This is a genomic window from Streptomyces sp. CNB091 (assembly GCF_000377965.1).
On record NZ_KB899008.1, the window covers coordinates 141,990 to 159,865 of the forward strand.

The 17,876-nt window shown below is 71.2% G+C and carries 20 protein-coding genes; 5 read left to right on the forward strand and 15 right to left on the reverse strand.

Annotated elements, in window-relative coordinates; translation table 11 throughout:
- Positions 1–235 precede the first annotated feature (235 nt).
- Positions 236–517, reverse strand: coding sequence for an acylphosphatase (locus D581_RS01000000137865; RefSeq protein ID WP_026291025.1), 282 nt, complete (start codon positions 515–517; stop codon positions 236–238).
- 246 nt (positions 518–763) lie between these two features.
- On the opposite strand from D581_RS01000000137865, the gene D581_RS0129535 reads away from it, so the two are divergent.
- Both D581_RS0129535 and D581_RS0129540 read left to right on the forward strand, forming a co-directional pair.
- On the forward strand, positions 764–1,723 hold the full coding sequence (locus D581_RS0129535; protein ID WP_026291026.1) for a CAP domain-containing protein: 960 nt from the start codon (positions 764–766) through the stop codon (positions 1,721–1,723).
- A gap of 90 nt (positions 1,724–1,813) precedes the next feature.
- Positions 1,814–2,200, forward strand: coding sequence for a winged helix-turn-helix transcriptional regulator (locus D581_RS0129540; RefSeq protein WP_018960749.1), 387 nt, complete (start codon positions 1,814–1,816; stop codon positions 2,198–2,200).
- Here the strand turns inward: D581_RS0129540 and mutM are convergent.
- From mutM to D581_RS0129585, 9 genes are all read right to left on the reverse strand, one after another.
- Positions 2,173–3,033 carry a bifunctional DNA-formamidopyrimidine glycosylase/DNA-(apurinic or apyrimidinic site) lyase gene (gene mutM / locus D581_RS0129545; protein WP_018960750.1) on the reverse strand — a complete coding sequence of 287 codons (861 nt, stop codon included), beginning with the start codon at positions 3,031–3,033 and terminating at the stop codon, positions 2,173–2,175. The two genes, D581_RS0129540 and mutM, sit on opposite strands and share 28 nt — an antisense overlap.
- Before the next feature lie 117 nt (positions 3,034–3,150).
- Positions 3,151–3,975 (reverse strand): ribonuclease III, encoded by an 825-nt coding sequence (rnc, locus tag D581_RS0129550; RefSeq protein ID WP_018960751.1) that lies wholly within the window; start codon positions 3,973–3,975, stop codon positions 3,151–3,153.
- A 19-nt stretch (positions 3,976–3,994) separates the two neighbouring features.
- Positions 3,995–4,168: a 50S ribosomal protein L32 gene (gene rpmF, locus D581_RS0129555; protein WP_003965982.1), complete on the reverse strand. Its 174-nt coding sequence runs from the start codon at positions 4,166–4,168 to the stop codon at positions 3,995–3,997.
- Between the two features lie 2 nt (positions 4,169–4,170).
- A complete protein-coding gene (locus D581_RS0129560) occupies positions 4,171–4,842 on the reverse strand; it encodes a YceD family protein (protein ID WP_018960752.1) in 672 nt (223 codons plus the stop codon).
- 160 nt (positions 4,843–5,002) lie between these two features.
- Complete coding sequence (locus D581_RS0129565; RefSeq protein ID WP_018960753.1) at positions 5,003–6,136, reverse strand: F0F1 ATP synthase subunit B; 1,134 nt, start codon at positions 6,134–6,136, stop codon at positions 5,003–5,005.
- 116 nt (positions 6,137–6,252) lie between these two features.
- Positions 6,253–6,732 (reverse strand): pantetheine-phosphate adenylyltransferase, encoded by a 480-nt coding sequence (gene coaD / locus D581_RS0129570; RefSeq protein WP_007448181.1) that lies wholly within the window; start codon positions 6,730–6,732, stop codon positions 6,253–6,255.
- A 26-nt stretch (positions 6,733–6,758) separates the two neighbouring features.
- Positions 6,759–7,343 (reverse strand): 16S rRNA (guanine(966)-N(2))-methyltransferase RsmD, encoded by a 585-nt coding sequence (rsmD, locus tag D581_RS0129575; protein ID WP_018960754.1) that lies wholly within the window; start codon positions 7,341–7,343, stop codon positions 6,759–6,761.
- Between the two features lie 136 nt (positions 7,344–7,479).
- On the reverse strand, positions 7,480–9,702 hold the full coding sequence (recG, locus tag D581_RS0129580; RefSeq protein ID WP_199787848.1) for an ATP-dependent DNA helicase RecG: 2,223 nt from the start codon (positions 9,700–9,702) through the stop codon (positions 7,480–7,482).
- Positions 9,703–9,759: 57 nt separating this feature from the next.
- A complete protein-coding gene (locus D581_RS0129585) occupies positions 9,760–11,535 on the reverse strand; it encodes a DAK2 domain-containing protein (RefSeq protein WP_018960756.1) in 1,776 nt (591 codons plus the stop codon).
- Between the two features lie 256 nt (positions 11,536–11,791).
- On the opposite strand from D581_RS0129585, the gene rpmB reads away from it, so the two are divergent.
- The gene (rpmB, locus tag D581_RS1000000140200) at positions 11,792–11,977 is read left to right on the forward strand and encodes a 50S ribosomal protein L28 (protein WP_003965989.1); all 186 of its coding nucleotides are present in this window, start codon (positions 11,792–11,794) and stop codon (positions 11,975–11,977) included.
- A 106-nt stretch (positions 11,978–12,083) separates the two neighbouring features.
- On the opposite strand, the gene thiD is transcribed toward rpmB, so the two are convergent.
- Entirely contained in the window at positions 12,084–12,905 is an 822-nt protein-coding gene (gene thiD / locus D581_RS0129590) for a bifunctional hydroxymethylpyrimidine kinase/phosphomethylpyrimidine kinase (protein WP_026291027.1), read from the reverse strand.
- Positions 12,906–12,942: 37 nt separating this feature from the next.
- A complete protein-coding gene (locus tag D581_RS0129595) occupies positions 12,943–13,923 on the reverse strand; it encodes a thiamine-phosphate kinase (RefSeq protein WP_018960758.1) in 981 nt (326 codons plus the stop codon).
- A gap of 219 nt (positions 13,924–14,142) precedes the next feature.
- On the opposite strand from D581_RS0129595, the gene D581_RS0129600 reads away from it, so the two are divergent.
- Together D581_RS0129600 and D581_RS0129605 are read left to right on the forward strand one after the other, a co-directional pair.
- Complete coding sequence (locus D581_RS0129600) at positions 14,143–14,376, forward strand: Lrp/AsnC family transcriptional regulator (RefSeq protein WP_018960759.1); 234 nt, start codon at positions 14,143–14,145, stop codon at positions 14,374–14,376.
- A 20-nt stretch (positions 14,377–14,396) separates the two neighbouring features.
- Positions 14,397–14,885: a DUF3515 domain-containing protein gene (locus D581_RS0129605; RefSeq protein WP_026291028.1), complete on the forward strand. Its 489-nt coding sequence runs from the start codon at positions 14,397–14,399 to the stop codon at positions 14,883–14,885.
- Positions 14,886–14,900: 15 nt separating this feature from the next.
- On the opposite strand, the gene D581_RS0129610 is transcribed toward D581_RS0129605, so the two are convergent.
- The 3 genes from D581_RS0129610 to D581_RS0129620 are packed head-to-tail and all read right to left on the reverse strand — an operon-like array spanning position 14,901 to position 17,870.
- Positions 14,901–16,076, reverse strand: coding sequence for a D-alanine--D-alanine ligase family protein (locus D581_RS0129610; RefSeq protein WP_026291029.1), 1,176 nt, complete (start codon positions 16,074–16,076; stop codon positions 14,901–14,903).
- Between the two features lie 34 nt (positions 16,077–16,110).
- Positions 16,111–17,121 (reverse strand): NAD(P)H-dependent glycerol-3-phosphate dehydrogenase, encoded by a 1,011-nt coding sequence (locus D581_RS0129615; RefSeq protein ID WP_018960762.1) that lies wholly within the window; start codon positions 17,119–17,121, stop codon positions 16,111–16,113.
- On the reverse strand, positions 17,118–17,870 hold the full coding sequence (locus tag D581_RS0129620; protein ID WP_018960763.1) for a lysophospholipid acyltransferase family protein: 753 nt from the start codon (positions 17,868–17,870) through the stop codon (positions 17,118–17,120). The genes D581_RS0129615 and D581_RS0129620 overlap by 4 nt, the downstream gene beginning before the upstream one ends.
- Positions 17,871–17,876: the final 6 nt, after the last annotated feature.

Here is a 17,876-nt window from a genome sequence, read left to right on the forward strand (position 1 = left end):
TCCCGGGGGCGCGCTGCCGGACGATCATGCGGCGCGGCTCTCCTGCGGGACCCCGAGGGGTGCGCGGATCTTCGTCAATGCCGCAGCCTCGCACGACATCCCGTACTTGGCAACCATCGGCCGCGGCGGCTCCCGCCGCAGGTCATTTCGGGTGCGGAGCCGGAGCGGGCGTTCCGGTGACCGTTCGGTACGCGGCGTTCACCGGGCGGTTCGGACGGTCCCGCGCGGGACTCGGTCAGCGGATGGCGAATCCGTCGTATCCACCGCGCGGGGTGTCCCAGATCTCAGTGACTCCGTCCACGCGCCCGGGTGTGTCGTCGGACCGCAGCCAGTCCAGCAGACGGTGGCAATTCTCACGCGGCCCTTCGGCCACGATCTGCACCCTGCCGTCGTCGAGATTGAGGGCGAACCCGATGAGACCACCGATCTCCAAAGCATTCGCCCTGGTGAACCAGCGGAAGCCTACTTGCTGTACTCGGCCGCGTACCCAGACGACGAGGCGCGCTTCTTCGTTCATGCCCGAACGCTAACCGGCCAATTGCTCGTGAAGCACGTCGCCCCCTTTCGGCCATGGGCTACAGTCCCGTCGGAACAGCTTCACTCGATCGGGTGAGCATCGGACGGGTGTCAGGTGTCGACCGAAAAGTGTCGACCGAAAAGTCGATCAAGCGGCGACATTCACCCCGCGTGACCGCCGAATTCGATCAACGGGGCAGTCGAGCGACGTCGCCAGGGCGTCCGGAGTACCAGAGAGGCACAGCGCATGGGACGCCATCGACGATCCGCCGCAGGCCCCGCCGCTGAGGAACCCGCGGCCGGGGGCGCTTCGCGAGGCAGCCGGGGCACGCGCCGCAAGAAGTCCGCCGTGCCGATCCGCACCGGGCTCCTCGGCGTCTCGGCGGCCGTGGCCGTCGGCGCGGTCGCCGTCGCCTCGGGTCTGATTCCCGGCGGCGACACCTACACCTCCGGCAACACCAACGCCGCCGACCAGGTGCGCAGCGGCGGCGCTCCGGACCTGCTGACGCAGGGCGGCAGCTCCACCGCGCCGGCCGACCGGTCCGCCTCCCCCACCGGCCGGGGCTCCGAGCGCCCGGAGGCGCCGGGCAAGGCTCCGTCGACGACACCGTCCGGGACGCCGTCGGCCTCGCCCTCCAAGACGCCCTCGGAGTCGGCCGCCCCCGCCACGTCGAAGAAGCCGGCGGCCGCCCCGTCCGAGAAGACGAAGGCGCCCACCCCGGCCCCGAAGGCACCGGAGAAGAGCAGCGCCCCGGCGAGCAAGCCCCCGGCCCCGCCGAAGACCTCCTCCGCCCCGCCGACCGGCAAGAAGCCGAGCCCCTCCCCCACCGACGCCTCCGCACGCAGCGAGGTGCTGGCGCTGGTGAACGAGGAGCGCGCCAAGGCCGGCTGCTCCCCGCTGTCCACCAGCGCCCCGCTGACCTCGCTCGCCCAGAACTTCAGCGAGGACATGGCGGCCCGCGGCTTCTTCGACCACACGGACCCGGACGGCGACACTCCCTGGGACCGGGCCGCGCAGGCCGGCGTGCAGGGGCTCGGCGCGGAGAACATCGCCCGCGGCCAGGCCGACGCCCAGGCCGTGATGGAGGGCTGGATGAACAGCGAAGGCCACCGGGCGAACATTCTCAACTGCGACTACAAGACCATCGGCATAGGCGTCCACGAGGGCTCCGGCGGCCCTTGGTGGGTCCAGAACTTCGGCTTCTGACCCACACCTCCACGGTCCGCCGCCCCCCCTCCACTTGCTCCCGTACAGCGCTCCCTCTGGGTGAGCGCTGTACGGGAGTAAGCTTCAGTCATGGCCAGCGATACGGACCGCCTCGCGTTCGACGTCTTCTCCCGGGAGTGCCCCTCGCGCTCCACGCTGGAGCACGCCACCGGGCGCTGGGGCAGCCTGACACTCGGCGCCCTGTACGAGGGAAGCCTCCGGTTCAACGAGCTGCGCCGCCGGGTCGACGGGGTCAGCGAGAAGATGCTCTCCCAGACCCTCCACGCGCTGGAGCGGGACGGGCTCGTCCTGCGGGAGGCCCAGCCGGTCAACCCGCCCCGGGTGGACTACGAGCTCACCCCGTTCGGCCGCGAGGTCACGGAGAGGCTCCTCGGGCTGATCCGGTTCGTCGAAGGGCGGATGGACGACGTGCTGGCCGCCCGTACGCGTTACGACGAGGCGCGCGGCGGGCGCTGACAGCGCGGGCAGTAGTAGCTGGAGCGGTTCATCCAGGCGCGGCGGCGCATCGGGGTGGAGCACCGGTGGCAGGGCTCGCCCTCCCGGCCGTACGCGTCGAGCGACCGGTCGAAGTAGCCGGACTCGCCGTTCACGTTGACGTACAGGCTGTCGAAGCTGGTGCCGCCCTGGGCGAGTGCCGCGTTCATGACGTCACGGGCGTGACCGAGCAGCTCGGCGGACCTGGGACGGGTCAGGGTCGCGGTCGGCCGGTCGTAGTGCAGCCTGGCGCGCCAGAGCGCCTCGTCCGCGTAGATGTTGCCGACCCCGCTGATCAGCGACTGGTCGAGCAGGGCGCGCTTGACCGTCGTACGGCGCAGCCGCAGCGCGGTGTGGAACGCGGCGTCGTCGAAGAGCGGGTCGAGGGGGTCCCGGGCGATGTGCGCGATGGTGTCCGGCAGGCCGTCGGGGGTGTTGTCGTGCAGCGAGAGCCCGCCGAAGGTGCGCTGGTCGACGAAGCGCAGCTCGGTGCCGAGCGCGTCGTCGAACCGCATCCGGACGCGCAGGTGCTTCTCGTCGGGCGCGTCCGCCGGCCGCACCAGCAGCTGTCCGCTCATGCCGAGGTGTCCCAGCAGCGAGGCGGAGGCCTCGTCGATCGGCACCCAGAGGTACTTGCCGCGGCGCATCGCCGCCCCGAAGCGGACTCCGCGCAGCCGGGCGGCGAAGTCGACGCCGCCCGCGAGGTGCCGGCGGACCGCGCGCGGGTGCAGGACCTCGACCTCGCTGACGGTGCGGCCGCTGACCCAGCGTTCCAGGCCCCGGCGGACGACTTCGACCTCGGGCAGCTCAGGCACGATGCACTACTCCAGACACGACGACGGTGGTACGGGAGCGGTTCTTCCGGAGAGACCGCTCCCGGGGACAGGGAAAACCCCCCGGTGCGCATGGCACCGAGGGGTTCCCGTTTCGCTTCAGGCCGGAGCGGCGTCCGTGTGCGGCGACGGATCGGCAGGGGTGTCGGCGGCCCCTCCGTCGGCCGCGGACTTCTCCGCGGCCAGCCGTGCCTCCGCGGCGGCGCTGATCTCACGCCAGGCGGACTCGGCCGCCTGCTGCTCCGCTTCCTTCTTGCTACGGCCGGTGCCGGTGCCGTACGAGACACCACCGACGCGAGCGGCAGCAGTGAAGGTCTTCTCGTGATCCGGACCGGTCTCCGTGACGAGGTACTCGGGGACTCCGAGGCTCTCGCTCGCGGTGAGCTCCTGGAGGCTGGTCTTCCAGTCCAGGCCGGCACCGAGGTTCGAGGACCTGTCGATCAGCGGGTCGAAGAGCCGGTGGACCAGCTCCGAGGCCGCGCTGAGGCCCTGGTCGAGATAGACCGCGCCGATCACTGCTTCCAGTGTGTCGGCGAGGATGGAAGCCTTGTCCCGGCCCCCCGTGCCCTCTTCACCGCGGCCGAGCCGGATGAAGGAGCCGAGTTCGAGGCCGCGGCCCACTTCCGCAAGTGCACGCGAGTTGACCACCGCGGCCCGCAACTTGGCCAGCTGGCCTTCGGGCAGGTCGGGGTGGGTGCGGTACAGCGTGTCCGTGACCACCAGGCCGAGCACCGAATCCCCGAGGAATTCGAGCCGCTCGTTGGTGGGCAGACCGCCGTTCTCGTATGCGTACGAACGGTGGGTCAGCGCACGCACCAGAAGGGCGGACTCGAGGTGATACCCGAGCCGCCCTTCCAGAAGCGTGTGGGACGAGGCTGTGTTGACGTTGTCTGCCTGCTTCTTGGCGCTGGACAACTCAGACATCGGGCCTCTCACCAGCCGCTCAGACCTCGAGGACCTGGCGCTTGTTGTAGGTGCCGCAGCTCGGGCACGCAATGTGCTGGAGCTTGGGCTCCTGGCAACGCTCGCACGAAACCAGGGTGGGGACCGCAGCCTTCCACTGCGACCGGCGGTGGCGCGTGTTGCTGCGCGACATCTTCCGCTTCGGAACAGCCACGGCTACTTCTCCTGCTTCTCGTCGACGCCAGGTTCGGCGCCGCCCATGTTGTCCTTCTCGCCGTCCTGAACGGTCTCGGCGAGTCCTTGCAGTGCCGCCCAACGAATGTCGAGGGCGTCGTGGTGATGGTCCGGATTCTCGTCCAGCCTGATTCCGCATTCGGAACACAGACCGGCACAGGTCTCCTTGCACACCGGCTGCATGGGCAGTGCGAGCACTACCGCGTCACGCAGCATTGTCTCGAGGTCGAACAAGCCGTCCTCAAGGAAGAACCTGTCCTCGTCGTCCTCGGCGTCGTCGGCCGGTTCCGCCGCACTGCTGCGGCCCCGGTCATCGGCGTCAGGGTACGAGAACATCTCCTGGAAATCCGCGTCGACCTCTACGGTCAGCGGCTCCAGACACCTTACGCACTCCCCCTCGGCGGTTGCACGGGCGGTGCCTGTGACAAGCACCCCTTCCATGACCGATTCGAGACGGAGGTCCAGCTCCACGGGTGCGCCTTCCGGCACTCCGATGACGCCGTCGATGCCCAGGACCGGTGAACCGGGTGCGTCCACCGTGCGGGTCAGCCGCTTCAGGGCACCGGGACGCCGACCCAGCTCGCGCGTATCGAACACGAGAGGATTGCGGTGGTCGAGGTGGCCGTTCAGGGCTTTTCCTGCTTTCGAGATCATGGGTGTCGTACTGCGAAGGAAGGGCCGTCTACGGTCCGGGGACGAACCGTCTCCGTTCCGTGGACGAAACGGGCAGCCGAGATCGCGGACCTATGTGCGACCGAGGATTCAGGATACTGGACGGACCGCTCAGCACCCAATCGGGCCGGCCCGCCCGGGATCAGCGGCCCTGTTCGTACCGGCGCAGCTGTTCCAGGTCGATCATGCTGGTGTCGAAGAGACTGGTCTCGTCCAGCGCGCCACCGCCCTGCTGGTCGGCCGCCTGCGGCTGAGGCTGCTGGGGCTGGGCCTGGACCTGGGCCTGCTGGGGCCAGCCGTAGTCGGGCTGGGTCCCCGGCTGGGGCGGGTACCCGTTCGGGTCGTAGCCCCCTTGCCGCTGGTACGCCGCGTACGGATCGGGCTGCTGCTGGTAGCCGTACGCGTCCTGGACACCCTGCTGGAGCGGCTGCTGCGGCTGCTCCTGATAGCCGTAAGCCGCCTGCGCGTAGCTCGGCTCGCTCTGCGGCGGCGCGGGGTACTGGGGCTGGTGGGGCGGCTGGGACGCCTGGCGCGGTTCCGGGGCGAGCTCGGCGAGGCCGGCCAGGTAGTCGGCGTCGCTGGTGTGGCCCTGGTCGCCGGCGGCGTCCTGGGCGGCCATGTGCGCGCCGAGGTCGTCGCTGGCGACCCGGCCGTGCAGCTTCTGGCGGCCCCGGCCGACCGCCTCCAGGGTCTTCGCGAGAACGGCCTCGAAGGCGCCGAACTTGGCGTCGACATAGGCGTCGGCCCGCTGCCGCAGGGTCTCCGGGTCGGCGCTGCGCTCGGGAGCCTCGGCGAAGTCGGGGTCCTGGTAGCCCTGCTCGTCCAGGCCCTGACCGCGACCGAGGAGCTTCTCGCGGCCCCGGTCCACGGAACCGATGGTCTTGGTGAGGACGACCTCGAAGTTGGCGAGCTTGCTGTCGACGTAGTCGTCGGCCTCGGCCCGGACCTCCTCGGCCTCGCGGCGGGCCTCGGACAGGATCCGGTCGGCCTCGCTCTGCGACTGGCGGGCGATCTCGGTCTCGGAGATCAGCGAGGCGCGCTGGGCGTGGGCGGACTCGATGATCCGCTCGGCCTCCTGCCGGGCCTGCACGGCGAGCTGCTCATGGCCGCCGATCAGCTCCTGCGCCTGGGCGAGGGAGCCGGGCAGGGCCTGACGTACCTCTTCGAGCATGGCGAGCAGCTCGGCGCGGTTGACCACGCACGAGGCCGACATGGGCATGGATCGGGCGCTCCCGACCGCTTCGACGATCTCGTCGAGCTTCTTCTGCACGTCCACCGTGTGCTCGCCACTCTCTGCTGCTCTGTTGAAGCTGCTGCTCCGTTGGAGACGGACGGGACGACTGTAAGGCCAGTCGGCCGCCGCCCGACACCTGGTGACGGCCCGTCAGCGGCTCAGCGCTCACCCAGCCGCTTCACGAGCGCCTCGTGCACGGTCGGCGGCAGCAGGTGGGAGACGTCGCCGCCCCAGGTCGCCACCTCCTTGACCAGCGAGGACGACAGGAAGCTGTACGTCGGATTGGTGGGCACGAAGAGCGTCTCGACGCCGGAGAGGCCGTTGTTCATCTGGGCCATCTGCAGCTCGTAGTCGAAGTCGCTGACGGCCCGCAGGCCCTTCACGATCGCCGGGATCTCCCGCTGCTTGCAGAAGTCGACCAGCAGGCCGTGGAAGGACTCCACCTCGACGTTGCCGAAGTCGGCGGTGACCTCGCGGATCAGCTCGATCCGCTCGTCCACGGTGAACAGCCCCTTCTTGGACTGGTTGATCATCACCGCCACGTGCACCACGTCGTACAGCTTCGAGGCTCGGCCAATGATGTCGAGATGTCCGTTGGTGATGGGGTCGAACGACCCCGGACAGACGGCGCGGCGCACTGTGATTCCCTCGCTCTCCGGTCCGGTCATCGTGCGTCTTCGCACGTAGCGGCGGCGCGACCGTACCAAAGCGTTCCCTCGCCGTAGCGACGGGACCGCAGTGGCTCGAATCCGGCGGGCCAGCCGAATTCCCCGCCCCGGGTGCCGCGTTCCACGGTGACGAGCACATCGTCGCTGAGCCACCCCTGAGCACGGAGTGTGAGCAGGATCTCGCGAAGATCGTCGTCGGTGACGGCGTACGGCGGGTCCAGGAAGACGATGTCGTAAGGGTCGGCGGGCGCCGGTCCCGTCACGATCTGCTCGGCTTTGCCGGTGCGGACTTCGGCGCCGGGGAGACCGAGGGTGCGGACGTTGTCGCGGACGGTGCGGACGGCCTTCGGGTCGGCCTCGACAAGCAGGGCGTGGACCGCGCCGCGGGACAGCGCTTCCAGGCCGACGGCGCCGGATCCGGCGTACAGATCGGCGACCCTGGCCCCCTCCAGGGTGCCGAGCAGCGCTTCCCACGTGGAGAAGAGGCCCTCGCGCGCACGGTCGGAGGTGGGGCGGGTGCCGGTGCCGGGCGGGACGGCCAGGCGGCGTCCGCCGGCCGAGCCGGCGATCACGCGGGTCATGGGTGTCGGGTCCTCGGGGTCGGGGGCGTACGGCGCACGGGGCCGTCGGCGGTCGGTATCACGCTGTGCGCGTGCCGTGCGTCCACGATATGGCGTGCGGCCCGCACCGGCCCGACCGGCAGCACGCCCCGCGCCCTCACCCCTTGTCGAGATACTCCTCGCGGTCCTTGTCCAGGAGGGCGGCCAGCACCGTGCGCAGCTCCGGCAGGTGCTCCAGCTCGGGGTCGGCGGCGACGATCCGGGCGGCCTCCTCGCGGGCGGCGACGATCACCTCCTCGTCGTCGATGACGGTGAGCATCCGCAGCGACGAGCGCACTCCGGACTGGGCCTGGCCCAGCACGTCGCCCTCGCGGCGCTGCTCCAGGTCGATGCGGGAGAGCTCGAAGCCGTCGAGGGTGGCGGCGACGGCGGAGAGCCGGGCGCGGGCGGGGCTCGCCTCGTGGGCCTCGCTGACCAGCAGGCAGAGGCCGGGGGCGGAGCCACGGCCGACACGGCCGCGGAGTTGGTGGAGCTGGGAGACGCCGAAGCGGTCGGCGTCCATGATCACCATGGCGGTGGCGTTGGGGACGTTGACCCCGACCTCGATGACGGTGGTGGCGACCAGGACGTCGACGTCCCCGGCGGCGAAGCGGCGCATGACGTCGTCCTTCTCGTCGGGGTGCATGCGGCCGTGCAGCACCTCGACGCCCAGTCCGGCCAGCGCGCCCTTGCGCAGTTCGTCGGCGATCTCCAGCACGGCGAGCGGCGGCCGCTTCTCGGGGTCCTCGTCGGCGGCCTGCTTCTTGGCCTGCGCCTTCTTCCCGCCCTTCCCCTCGGCCTCTTCCGCGTCGTCGCCGATGCGGGGGCAGACCACGTACGCCTGGTGGCCGTTCTCGACCTCCTCGCGGACGCGTTCCCAGGCGCGGCTGAGGAAGTGCGGCTTGTCCTTGGCGGGGACGACGTGGCTGGCGATCGGGGAGCGGCCGGCCGGGAGCTGGTCCAGGACGGAGGTCTCCAGGTCGCCGAAGACCGTCATCGCGACCGTACGGGGGATGGGGGTGGCGGTCATGACGAGAAGGTGGGGCGGCTGCTTGCCCTTGGAGCGCAGGGCGTCGCGCTGTTCCACGCCGAAGCGGTGCTGCTCGTCGACCACGACCAGGCCGAGGTCGTGGAACTGGACCTTGTCCTCGATGAGGGCGTGGGTGCCGATGACGATGCCCGCCTCGCCGGTGACCAGGTCGAGCAGGGCCTGACGGCGGGCCGCCATGCCCATGGAGCCGGTGAGCAGGACGACCTTGGTGCCCCGGTCGGAGCCTCCCAGCATGCCGCCCTCGGCCAGCTCGCCCATCATCTCGGTGATCGAGCGGTGGTGCTGCTGGGCGAGGACCTCGGTGGGGGCGAGCATCGCGGCCTGGCCGCCGGCGTCGACCACGGTGAGCATGGCCCGCAGCGCCACCATCGTCTTCCCGCTGCCCACCTCTCCCTGGAGGAGGCGGTGCATCGGGTGCTCGGTGGCCAGGTCGTCGAAGATCTCCTTGCTGACCTTCTCCTGGCCCTCGGTGAGGGTGAAGGGCAGCTTGGCGTCGAAGGCGTCCAGCAAGCCGTCCGGGGCGGGGCGGCGGGCGACGGCGGGCAGTTGGGTGTCGGCGTACCGGCGGCGGGCCAGGGCGACCTGGAGGACGAACGCCTCGTCCCACTTGAGCCGGGCCCTGGCGTCCTCCACGTCCGCCTTCGTCTGCGGGCGGTGCGCCTTCAGCAGCGCCTCGGGCAGTGAGGTGAAGCCCCGGCCCTCGCGCAGGGAGGCGGGCAGCGGGTCCACCGCCTCCCGCGCGCTGGGCAGTACGGCGTCGACGGCCTTGGCGATCCGCCAGGAGTCGAGCTGCTTGCAGGCGGGGTAGATCGGCAGCAGCCGCCCGGCGAAGGCGTCCACGGCCTCGGTCGCCTCGTCGGCGTCGGAGGCGTCGAGCAGTTGGTACGTGGGGTGGGCGAGTTGCATCTTTCGGTTGAAGACGGAGACCTTGCCCGCGAACATCGCCTGGCGGCCGGGGAGCAGCTCCTTGTGCGGTTTGTGGACGCCGTGGCCGAAGAAGACCAGCTGGAGGCGGCCGCTGCCGTCGGTCAGGGTGACCTCCAGGCGTTTGCCCCGGCCGTTGTTGAACATCAGGATCCTGGCGTCGGCGACCTGGGCGAGCACCGTGACGTGCTCGTCCAGCGGGAGGTCGGCCAGCGCGGTCAGCTTGCCGCGCTCCTCGTACCGCCGCGGGTAGTGGTGCAGCAGATCACCGACCGTGTGCAGGTCGAGGTGTTCGGCCATCACCTTCGCGGTGGCTCCGCCGAGCAGCTTCTTGAGGGGTTCATCGAACGAGGACACGCGATCCATTGCACACCACGGCACTGACAGCTGTCCGCCGGACGCGACCGTGCCGCGGATTCCCGGCTACTCGACGCCGATCAGCAGGGGGGCGCGCTGGTGCCCGCCCCGGTAGACGACGGTGTCCACGGCGAGGTAGCCCTCGCGCACGTGTTCCTCCAGCGCGTCGGCCAGCGAGTCGGGGACGTCCTCGCCGAGGACGAGGGTAACCAGCTCGCCGCCCGCCGCCAGCATCCGGTCGAGGACGGTACGGGCGGTGGCCGCGACGTCGGCGCCGATCACGGCCACGTCGCCGTCGATCAGGCCGAGGATGTCCCCGGCCTGGCAGATCCCGGCCATGGTCCACGACTGGCGCTCCGCGACGGCCAGTTCGGCGTAGCGGGTGGCGCCGGCGGCGGCGGTCATGGCGACCACGTCCTCGTCGAATCCCCGGTCGGGCTCGTGGACGGCGAGGGCGGCGATGCCCTGGACGGCGGCCCGGGTGGGGACGAGGGCGACCCGGACCCCCTCGCTCCTGGCCTGTTCGGCGGCCGCGGCGGCGGTGTGGCGCAGGGTCGCGTCATTGGGCAGCAGCACCACCTCACGGGCGTGGGCGCGACGGATGGCGTCGACCAGTTCGCCGCTGGCGGGCGGTTCGCCGGGGCGGGCGATCACGGTGGTGGCGCCGGCCTCGGTGCAGAGCCCGGCCAGTCCGTCGCCGGGGACCACGACGACGACGGCGCGCTGGGTGGGCTCTGCCTGGGCGCGGAGGTCGTGGCCGCTCTCGGTGGCGAAGTGGGTGATCCGGATGCGGTACGGCCGCCCGGCCTCGACGCCCGCCTCCACGGCCGCCCCGGCGTCGTCGACGTGGACGTGGACGTGCCAGAGCCCGTCGCCTCCCACCACGACCAGGGAGTCGCCCAGCGCGTCGAGCCGGGTGCGCAGCCGGGCCACCTGCTCGTCACGGGCCTCCAGGAGGTAGATCACCTCGAACGCGGGCCCGGCGCCCCCGTCCTCGGGACAGTCGAGCGCCCCCTCCCCCAGCAGAGCGCCTCCCCCCACCGGGGTGCCCCCCACCGGCAGGCCCACCACGGAGCCGCCGTCCACGGGCGCGGGCGCCCTCCCGGGCCCGGTGCGGGGCCCCCGTGCCGGAGCCTGCCCGGTCACGGTCTCCACCAGCGCGCCCAGCACCGCGACCAGTCCCCGGCCCCCGGCGTCGACCACGCCCGCCCGGCCGAGGACGGCGAGCTGCTCGGGCGTCTTCGCGAGGGCCGCGCGTGCGCCGTCGTACGCGGCCCGCACGACGGTGCACAGGTCCGGTTCCTCGCCCACGGCGGCAGCGCCCACGGCGGACTCGCCCCCGGCACCGGCCTCGGCGGCAGCGCCCACGGCGGACTCGCCCCCGGCAGCGGCCTCGGCGGCAGCGGCGGCGACGGTGAGCACGGTGCCCTCGACGGGGTGGGCGACGGCCCGGCGGGCGGCGTCGGCGGCCCGGCTGAGGGCGAGGCGCAGGTGAGCCGCGTCGCCGCCGTCGGCCAGCACCCCGGCCATGCCGCGCAGCAGCTGGGCCAGGATCGTGCCGGAGTTCCCGCGGGCGCCGATCAGGGCGCCGTGCGCCATGGCGCGTACGGCGTCGGCGGTGGCGGGCGCGGTGGCTCCGGTCTCGTGCGCGGCGAACACCGCTTCGACGGCCGCGTGGGCGGACTCGACGGTCAGGTAGAGGTTGGTGCCGGTGTCCCCGTCGGCGATGGGATAGACGTTGATCGCGTCGATCTCCGCGCGCTCCCGGCCCAGGGCCTCCAGGGCCAGTGAGCACCACGTGCGCACCGCGACGGCGTTCAGGTCGTCGGGGAGCTGCGGCACCGATGGTCCTCCTCGATCGGCCGTGGCGACGGACTGCACCGCAGGTTAGCCCGCCTGCCGGGGTTCCGGTCCGGACAGGGGGCGGGCGGGGCGGGGGACCGACCCGTGGTAGTTTCGTATCTCCGAAGCAGGCGTTGTATGCTGCTCCGGTTGCCCGATGAGAGTCGGGCCATTCCTCCGGTACCGCCACTTCAGTCAAATGATTCCGGCGCGCCGGATTTCACTGTAAGTGCATCTGAAGTCTTTGGAGTGACCCGTGGCTGCCAACTGCGACGTTTGCGGCAAGGGGCCGAGCTTCGGCAACAGCATTTCGCACTCGCACCGCCGTACGTCCCGTCGCTGGAATCCCAACATCCAGCGCGTGCGTGCAGTGGTCGGTCGGACGCCGAAGCGGCTCAACGTCTGCACCTCGTGCATCAAGGCCGGCAAGGTCGCGCGCTGACGTCCCCGTCGTAGCGCAGCCTGCCGGTTGCCCAAAAAGCCGGTCCACCTCGGTGGACCGGCTTTTTGCTGTGCTCAGGGGCTGATCAGGAAGCCGGAAGGACTGCTCAGGAAGCCGGACCGGCGGCCGGGCGGGTCCGCCAGCCGTGGTCGACGGGGCCGATGCCGCCGCCGAGCGGGAAACCGGCCTCGATTGCGCCGGTGACGTACGTCTTCGCGTCCCGTACCGCCGTGGGCACGTCCTTCCCGAGCGCGAGCCCGGAGGCGATGGCCGAGGCCAGGGTGCAGCCGGTGCCGTGGGTGTGGCGGTTGTCGTGCCGGGGGGCGCGCAGCCAGTGTTCCGCGCTCCCGTCGGTGAGCAGGTCCACCGCCTCACCGGGCAGGTGGCCGCCCTTGATCACGACCCAGCGCGGCCCGAAGGCGAGGATCTCCTCGGCGGCCCGGCGCATCCCGCTCTCGTCGGTGACCGTGACCCCGGTGAGCTGAGCCACTTCGTCGAGGTTCGGGGTGGCGACGGTGGCGACGGGCAGCAGCTTCGTCCGTACGGAATCGAGGGCTTCGGCGGCGAGCAGCGCGTCGCCGTGCTTGGAGACGCCGACCGGGTCGACGACGACGGGGGCGTCGGTCGTGGCCAGGAGTTCGGCGACGGTCTCCACGAGGGCGGCGGAGGAGAGCATCCCGGTCTTCACGGCCTGGACACCGATGTCGTCGACGACGCTGCGGTACTGGGCGCGTACGGCGTCCACCGGAAGCTCCCACGCGCCCTGGACGCCGAGGGAGTTCTGTGCGGTGACGGCGGTGAGCACGCTCATGCCGTGCACGCCGAGCGCGAGCATCGTCTTCAGATCGGCCTGGATCCCCGCACCGCCGCCGGAGTCTGATCCGGCGACGGTGAGCACACGGGGCGGTACAGCGGTACGTATGGGCATACGCAGCAATCTAATCCCCCGCGCGCGGGTCCCCGGCTCACGGGCGGGGCGGGGTGTCCTCGATGGAGCCGAAGTGGTCCCAGCCGCCCTTGCTGGTCCAGGGCGCGCCGTCGACGGTGACCTGGGGCAGGGCGGAGGGGTTGAGGACCTCGCCGATCACCTTCCAGCGGGCGGGCAGCTTCACGTCCGGCGGGAAGGTCGCCACGATCGCGTGGTCCTCTCCCCCGGTCAGCACCCACTGGAGCGGGTCGACGCCGACGGCCTGGCCGATGTCGGACATCTGCGAGGGGATGTCGATGAGGCCGGAGCGCAGGTCGATGCGGACCTTGCTGGACTCCGCGATGTGTCCGAGGTCCGCGACGAGGCCGTCGCTGACGTCGGTCATCGCGGTGGCGCCGAGCCCGGCGGCCGCGGGGCCCGCGTGGTACGGCGGTTCGGGGCGGCGGTGGGCCTCGACGAAGGCGCGGGGCGAGCGGAAGCCGCGGGAGAGCACGGCGTACCCGGCGGCGGACCAGCCGAGCCAGCCGGTGACCGCGACGACGTCGCCGGGGCGGGCGCCGCCCCGGGTGACCGGCTCGTGGTTGCGCAGGTCGCCGAGGGCGGTGATCGCGACGGTGATCGTGTCACCGCCGACCACGTCGCCGCCGACCACGGCGGCGCCCGCCACCTGACACTCGTCGCGCAGCCCGTCCATCAGTTCGGCGGCCCAGGTGACGGGGAGGTCGGCGGGGACGACGAGGCCGAGGAGCAGCGCGGTGGGCACGGCGCCCATGGCCGCGATGTCGGCGAGGTTCTGGGCGGCGGCCTTGCGGCCGACGTCGTACGCCGTCGACCAGTCACGCCGGAAGTGCCGGCCTTCCAGCAGGATGTCCGTACTGGCCACGACCCTGCGGTCGGGCGCGGCCACGACCGCGGCGTCGTCGCCGGGCCCCAGCCGTACCGCCGGAGTGGTGGTGAGCCGGGACGTGAGCTCTCTGATGAGCCCGAACTCCCCCAACTCGCCCACGGTTCCCTTCACCGAGTCTCACCTCTCCTTTATCGCCCCGGACACCCGTCCGGGCCCCCGGTCGCGAGCCGTCTGTGCTGTCGGTACCGTCAAGAGGTACGTCAACTTCTGCGCTCTGTACGCCACGCTGTGGACGTCATCCGGCCCGTAGGTCTCCCCGTGGCCCGTGGCAACGCGATAACGTGGCGTCCCTTTCCCCCACATGATCCTCGTGGCCGCCCTGGAGGTTCCGTGGTACAGGCGTACATCCTCATCCAGACCGAGGTGGGCAAGGCGTCGTTCGTCGCCGAGACCATTTCCAAGATCCCGGGAGTCATCCAGGCAGAGGACGTCACCGGTCCGTACGACGTGATCGTGCGGGCCCAAGCGGAGACGGTCGACGAACTCGGCCGCATGGTGGTCGCCAAGGTGCAGCAGGTGGACGGCATCACGCGAACCCTGACCTGCCCGGTCGTCCACCTCTGACCCCCGTCTAGGCTGGGCCGGTGACGTCATCCGCTCGCCGTTCCCGCCGCTCGATATTCCTCGGTCCGTCCGCTGCCGTGCTCGTGCTGGCCGCGGCGGGCTGTTCTCTCAGCGACGCGGGGCCCTCGATCACGGTTCCCACGCCGTCCTCGGAGGCCGCGGCGTACTGCGAGGCCCTGCACGAGGAACTGCCGAAGACCGTCCTCGAACTGGAACGCAGCGATCCCTCCCCGGATTCGGAGCTGACCGCCGGCTGGGGGGACGGGGCGATCGTACTGCGCTGCGGGGTCCCCCGGCCCGCCAAGATGGACGACCTCCAGTCACAGGGCGTCGAGGCGGACGGTGTGGGGTGGATGCTGGAGGAACCCGAGGGCTCCGGTCCGCGGTTCACCACCACGTACCGCAAGGCGTACGTCGAGGTCACGCTGGACTCGACGTACGCCCACGACATCACGCCGCTGGCCGCGTTCGCCGGCCCGGTCTCCAAGACGGTACCGAGCAAGTTCTGAGGGCCGCCGGCTTCGTCAGCGCAGTCCGGTGGAGCGGCTCAACGCGGCCTGGATCAGCCGGTCGACGAGCTCCGGGTAGCTGACGCCGCTCTCCTGCCACATGCGCGGGTACATGGAGATCGGGGTGAAGCCCGGCAGGGTGTTGATCTCGTTGATGACGAAGGAGCCGTCCTCGGTGAGGAAGAAGTCGGCGCGCACCAGGCCCTCGCAGGAGACGGCGTCGAAGGCGGCGACGGCGAGCCGCTGGACCTCGGCGGTCTGCTCCTCGGTGAGCGGTGCGGGCACGAGCCCGGCGGCCGAGTCGATGTACTTGGCCTCGAAGTCGTAGAAGTCGTGTGCGGTGACCGGCGGGATCTCGGCGGGCACGCTGGCGCGCGGGCCGTCCTCGAACTCCAGCACCCCGCACTCGATCTCGCGGCCGCGCAGCAGGGACTCGACGAGGAACTTCGGGTCGTGGCGGCGGGCCTCCTCGATCGCCTCGTCGAGTCCGGTGAGGTCGTCGACCTTGGTGATGCCCATCGAGGAGCCGCCGCGGGCGGGCTTGATGAACAGCGGCCAGCCGTGCTCGCCGGCGAAGTCCACGATCCGCTTGCGGGCGGCCGCGGGGTCGTTGTCCCACTCGCGGGGGCGGACGACCTCGTACGGTCCGACCGGCAGCCCGAAGGAGAGGAAGACGCGCTTCATGTACTCCTTGTCCTGGCCGACGGCGGAGGCGAGAACACCCGCGCCGACGTAGGGCACACCGGAGAGTTCGAGGAGCCCCTGGAGGGTGCCGTCCTCCCCGTACGGGCCGTGCAGCACGGGGAAGACGACGTCGACCTCGCCCAGCGCCTTGGGCACGGAGCCGGGTTCGCTGTAGAGGACCTCACGGCTGCCGGGGTCCACGGAGAGCACGACGCTGCCCTCGGCGGACTCGGTGAGCCGGTCCACGTCGGGAACCTGGCGGTCGGTGATGGCCATGCGTTCGGGCTCGTCGGCGGTGAGCGCCCAGCGGCCGTCCGTCGTGATGCCGATCGGCAGGATGTCGTACTTGGTCCGGTCGATGGCCTTCATGACGGCGCCGGCCGTGACGACCGAGATGCCGTGTTCGGAGCTGCGGCCGCCGAACACGACAGCCACGCGGGGCTTGCGGCGCTGCGGCACAGGGCTCTCGGCGCGCTCAGGGCTCTGGGGGAGGTTCTCGCTGCTCATATCGCGATGAGCGTACCTGCTGGTAAGGGAGACGTCAGCGTCGCTCGGCCTTGGCGCTCCGCGACATCAGCTCCTTGACGGCGACGACCGGGGACTTGCCTTCGTGGACGATCGAGACGACGGTCTCGGTGATGGGCATGTCGACCCCGTGCCTGCGGGCCAGGTCGAGGACCGATTCGCAGGACTTGACGCCCTCGGCTGTCTGCTTGGTGACGGCGATCGTCTCCTGGAGCGTCATGCCGCGGCCGAGGTTGGTGCCGAAGGTGTGGTTGCGCGAGAGGGGCGAGGAGCAGGTGGCCACCAGGTCGCCCAGGCCCGCGAGTCCGGAGAACGTCAACGGGTCCGCGCCCATGGCCAGGCCCAGTCGGGTGGTCTCGGCGAGGCCCCGGGTGATGAGGGAGCCCTTCGTGTTGTCGCCGAGGCCCATGCCGTCCGCGATGCCGACGGCGAGGCCGATGACGTTCTTCACGGCGCCGCCGAGCTCGCAGCCGACCACGTCGGTGTTGGTGTACGGACGGAAGTACGAGGTGTGGCAGGCGGCCTGGAGGCGCTGGGCGACGGACTCGTCGGCGCACGCTACGACGGCCGCTGCGGGGCGTCGCTCGGCGATCTCCTTGGCCAGGTTGGGTCCCGACACGACCGCGATGCGGTCGGCGGAGACCTTGGTGACGTCCGCGATCACCTCGCTCATCAGCTCGGCGGTCCCCAGCTCGACGCCCTTCATCAGGGAGACCAGGACGGTCTCCGGCTCCAGGTGCGGGGCCCAGTCGGCGAGGTTGGCGCGCAGCGTCTGGGAGGGCACGACGAGGAACGCGAACTCCGCGCCGCGCAGGGCCTCGGCGGCGTCGGTGGTGGCGCGGACGGAGTCGGGGAGCGCGATGCCCGGGAGGTAGTCCGGGTTGGTGCGGGTGGTGTTGATGGTCTCGGCGACCTCGGCGCGGCGCCCCCAGAGGGTGACCTCGCAGCCCGCGTCGGCGAGGATCACGGCGAAGGCCGTACCCCATGAGCCGGTTCCGAAGACGGCTGCTTTTACGGGGTGCGTCACGTGGGTCCCTTTCCCTGGGCCCTGCGCCGTTGTTCAGCACGGGCTTTGCGGTGATCGTAGAGCTCGGCGGGGGCTTTCTCGCCGCGCAGGTCCTCCAGCTCGCGGGTGACCGCCGCCATGATGACCTCGGTCACCTCGCGGAGCACCTCGGGGGTCGGCTCCAGACCGTAGAAGCGGCTGAGGTCGACAGGCCGCCCGGCCTGCACCTGGAGCGTCTTGCGGGGGAACAGCCGGAACTTGTTCTCCTTGGCGTAGGGCGGCATCGCGAGGTTGGCGCCCCACTGGGCGACGGGGATGACGGGCGCCTTGGTCATCAGGGCGACCCGGGCGGCCCCGGTCTTGCCGGCCATCGGCCACATGTCGGGGTCGCGGGTGAGGGTGCCCTCGGGGTAGAAGGCGACGCACTCGCCGCGCTCGATGGCGTCGACGGCGGCCCGGAAGGCGTCCAGGGCGTTGGTGGTCTCGCGGTAGACGGGGATCTGGCCGGTGCCGCGCAGCATCATCCCGACGAAGGGGGTGCGGAAGAGGCCGGCCTTCGCCAGGAGCCGCGGCACCCGCCCGGTGTTGTACTGGAAGTGGCCGTAGGAGAGCGGGTCCAGATAGGAGTTGTGATTGACGGCGGTGATGAATCCGCCGTCGGCCGGAATGTGTTCCATCCCCCGCCAGTCGCGCTTGAACAGAACCACCAATGGCGGCTTGGCGATGACCGCCGCCAGGCGGTACCAGAAGCCGATTCTGCGGCGGGACACTCGGAC

Bases quoted from the DNA above. Each gene is read 5' to 3' on its own strand.
- D581_RS01000000137865 (WP_026291025.1), bottom strand. From the start codon at position 517: ATGAACGAAGAAGCGCGCCTCGTCGTCTGGGTACGCGGCCGAGTACAG.
- D581_RS0129535 (WP_026291026.1), top strand. From the start codon at position 764: ATGGGACGCCATCGACGATCCGCCGCAGGCCCCGCCGCTGAGGAACCC.
- D581_RS0129540 (WP_018960749.1), top strand. From the start codon at position 1,814: ATGGCCAGCGATACGGACCGCCTCGCGTTCGACGTCTTCTCCCGGGAG.
- rnc (WP_018960751.1), bottom strand. From the start codon at position 3,975: ATGTCTGAGTTGTCCAGCGCCAAGAAGCAGGCAGACAACGTCAACACA.
- D581_RS0129560 (WP_018960752.1), bottom strand. From the start codon at position 4,842: ATGATCTCGAAAGCAGGAAAAGCCCTGAACGGCCACCTCGACCACCGC.
- rsmD (WP_018960754.1), bottom strand. From the start codon at position 7,343: ATGACCCGCGTGATCGCCGGCTCGGCCGGCGGACGCCGCCTGGCCGTC.
- recG (WP_199787848.1), bottom strand. From the start codon at position 9,702: ATGGATCGCGTGTCCTCGTTCGATGAACCCCTCAAGAAGCTGCTCGGC.
- thiD (WP_026291027.1), bottom strand. From the start codon at position 12,905: ATGCCCATACGTACCGCTGTACCGCCCCGTGTGCTCACCGTCGCCGGA.
- D581_RS0129610 (WP_026291029.1), bottom strand. From the start codon at position 16,076: ATGAGCAGCGAGAACCTCCCCCAGAGCCCTGAGCGCGCCGAGAGCCCT.